This window comes from Frankia sp. CeTa3Moorea (assembly GCF_978021225.1).
In genome coordinates this window covers 1-2514 of record NZ_CDXDOR010000288.1, presented here as the reverse complement: position 1 = coordinate 2514, position 2514 = coordinate 1, and the positions used below count along the sequence as shown (strand labels likewise).

General features: G+C 73.3%; 3 protein-coding genes. 2 read left to right on the top strand and 1 reads right to left on the bottom strand.

Features of this window, described 5'->3' with window-relative positions; translation table 11 throughout:
* On the top strand, positions 1-444 hold a 444-nt coding region (locus AC08OV_RS24430), incomplete at its 5' end, for an urease accessory protein UreF (RefSeq protein WP_476620420.1).
* Between the two features lie 22 nt (positions 445-466).
* Positions 467-1513 carry an urease accessory protein UreD gene (locus AC08OV_RS24425; protein WP_476620419.1) on the top strand — a complete coding sequence of 349 codons (1047 nt, stop codon included), beginning with the start codon at positions 467-469 and terminating at the stop codon, positions 1511-1513.
* A 13-nt stretch (positions 1514-1526) separates the two neighbouring features.
* Here AC08OV_RS24425 and AC08OV_RS24420 read toward each other — a convergent pair whose 3' ends face one another.
* Positions 1527-2267 carry a TetR/AcrR family transcriptional regulator gene (locus tag AC08OV_RS24420; RefSeq protein WP_476620418.1) on the bottom strand — a complete coding sequence of 247 codons (741 nt, stop codon included), beginning with the start codon at positions 2265-2267 and terminating at the stop codon, positions 1527-1529.
* Positions 2268-2514: the final 247 nt, after the last annotated feature.

Below are 2514 nucleotides of genomic sequence, written 5' to 3'. Positions count from 1 at the left end.
CCCATCGCCACCTTGGACGCCGAGCTCGACGCCCGGACGCCCTCCCCCGCTCAACGCGATGCGAGCCGGGCTCAGGGGCGCACGCTGCTGCGAGCGGGCCGGGCCGCCTGGCCGGTGCCGCCCGGTCCACGTGCACCGCACCACCCGATCGCACTAGGCATGGTCGCCGCGGGCGCGGGTCTGCGTCCCTCGGACGCCGCTCTGGTCGCCGCCCACACCACGGTCACTGGACCCGCGACCGCCGCGACCCGCCTGATGGGGCTGGACCCCCTAGCCGTCACCGCCGTGCTCGCCCGGCTCGCCGACGAGGTCGAGGCGATCGCGCTGGCCGGTGCGGAGGCTTCCCGACGCCCGCCCCGGCTGCTTCCCGCTGTCACCGGCATCCGCCTCGATCTCCTGGCCGAACGGCACCGCACCACGGCGCTGCGGATGTTCACGTCCTGACCGGTGCCCGCCGGCTGGCACCATGGCAGCCATGAGACGGGGGGTCATCCTGGGCGGGGTCGCGGCCGGGCCGGAGGGCCCTCTCGTCACGGCCGCCCGAACGGGCCGCACGGCCGTGCGGGCACGGGCCGTCATCCGGGTCGAACCGGCTCCGGACGGCACGGCGAGGCTCACCGAGTTGCGCTCCGACGTGCCGGTCGTCCTGCGCCAGACCGGAGCATCCCCTGGTCGGACTAGGGCCTCGTCTACGGTGCCCGCGATATCCGCGCGGGCCGTCGGCTCCACCCGGCCGGGCGGTTCGACCTGGCCCGCCGTCCCGTCGACCGTGGTTGCCCCGTTCGGGCAAGGGCCCGCGGACGCGTTGCCGACCGTGACGGTTCACCTGGTCAACGCGGCCGCCGGACCGCTGGCGGGTGATGATCTGGGACTCGACATCTCCGTCGGCAGCGGGGTGCGCCTGGTGGTGCGTTCAGTGGCCGCGACGGTGGCCCTGCCCGGTCACGGGCCCGGGCCGTCCCGCTTCACCGTGTCGGCGCGGGTGGCCCCGGGTGGCGCGCTGGACTTCGCGCCAGAGCCGACCGTGGCGGCGCGAGGCTCGGACCATCTCCTGGTGACCAATGTGTACCTGGCGGCCACGGCCTGGCTACGGCTACGCGAGGAGATCCTGCTGGGCCGATTCGGGGAGACGACCGGATCGATACGTAGCACCCTGCGGGTGGACGTGGACGCCCACGCGGAGGTGGATCCGCCATCCGAACCGACCCCCCTGCTGCGCCAGGATCTCATCCTCGGTCCCGAGATACCTGGCCTGACCGGACCAGCCCTCCTCGGCTCGGCTCGTGCCGTCGGGTCGCTCCTCGTCGCGGGGCCCGATCCGGTGGGCTCTCCGGCGGCCCGGCGGGAATCCGTGCCGGCGGAGAGGGCGGGATCCGGCGCGCAGGCGGCCGTCGCGGACGGGGTGGCACTGCTTCCCCTGGCCGGTCCGGGCTATCTCATCTCCGCGCTCGCCGAGGATGCGGTCACTCTCCGCCATCGCCTGGAACGAGGGCCGGCTCCTGCCACGGTCTGACCCGGGCAGGCGGTCAGACGCGGACGGCGGTGCCGTAGAGCCGATAGAACAGCGCGACCGCCTGTTCCGCGCGGGCCCGGCGGTTACTGTCGGTCCAGGCCGGAGGCCGACCCAGCAGGGCGGCGATCTGACTGTCGCGGATGGTGAGGCCGAAGAGCACCTCGAACGCTTCGGCGGCATCATCGAACGCGAGCTCACCACGGGCGACGCCTCGCCTCAGCAGGGCTTCAAAGAGGGGACCAGTGGTACGCCGACCCCAGGCGACGAGAGCCTCCGCGGGATCCGGGTCAGCGGGCAGCGCGGCGATGGCGACCCGGTTGATGGTGACCGAACGGGCGCTGGTGAGCAGCGCAAGCAGCTCGGTCAGCGCCGCGGCGAGCACCGGTCGCACCGGTCCGCCGCCGGCGTCGGCCAAGGCTTGTCGAAGAGCGGCGTTCGTAGCTTCCGCCTCCTGGGAGACGAGTGCCGCGAGCAGGCCACGCCGATCGCCGAAGTGGGCGTACAGCGTCTCCTTCGATGCCTTCGCCCGGGCCGACACCGCGCGGGTCGACAGCTTGTCGTAACCCTGCTCGGCGAGAAGAGCCAGTGTCGCGTCGAGGATCGCCGCGCGCCGGGCATCGCCGCGCGTCGCCGGCCGTGATTCGGCCGTGCCACCCGCGGTGCCGCCGGCCGCGTCGCCAGCCGTGCCACCGGCCCCGGTGACCGCCAGCCGGTCCTGTTCGGCCGTCCCGGCCGGGATGGATGACTCGCTCACGCGACAGACCCTACCCTTGACAACTTCGAACCGAACGGTACGGTTCATAGATAACCATCATGGCGGCCTCACGCACCCTCGCCCCCGTCCTACTCGTCGACCGTCTCCGAACCTCCCCATGGTTCATCTCCTCCATGCATCGGGACCACCAGTTAGGTCCGGGGCTGATCGGTCGATCCGCCCCGGGCCGGCGGCGAGGCCGATGACGATGCCGTGGAGGGGCGCGGCGTGGGCGTAGGGGTGGGCG

Excerpts from the sequence above, each read along its gene's own strand:
- AC08OV_RS24425 (WP_476620419.1), top strand. The coding sequence starts at position 467 with ATGGCAGCCATGAGACGGGGGGTCATCCTGGGCGGGGTCGCGGCCGGG.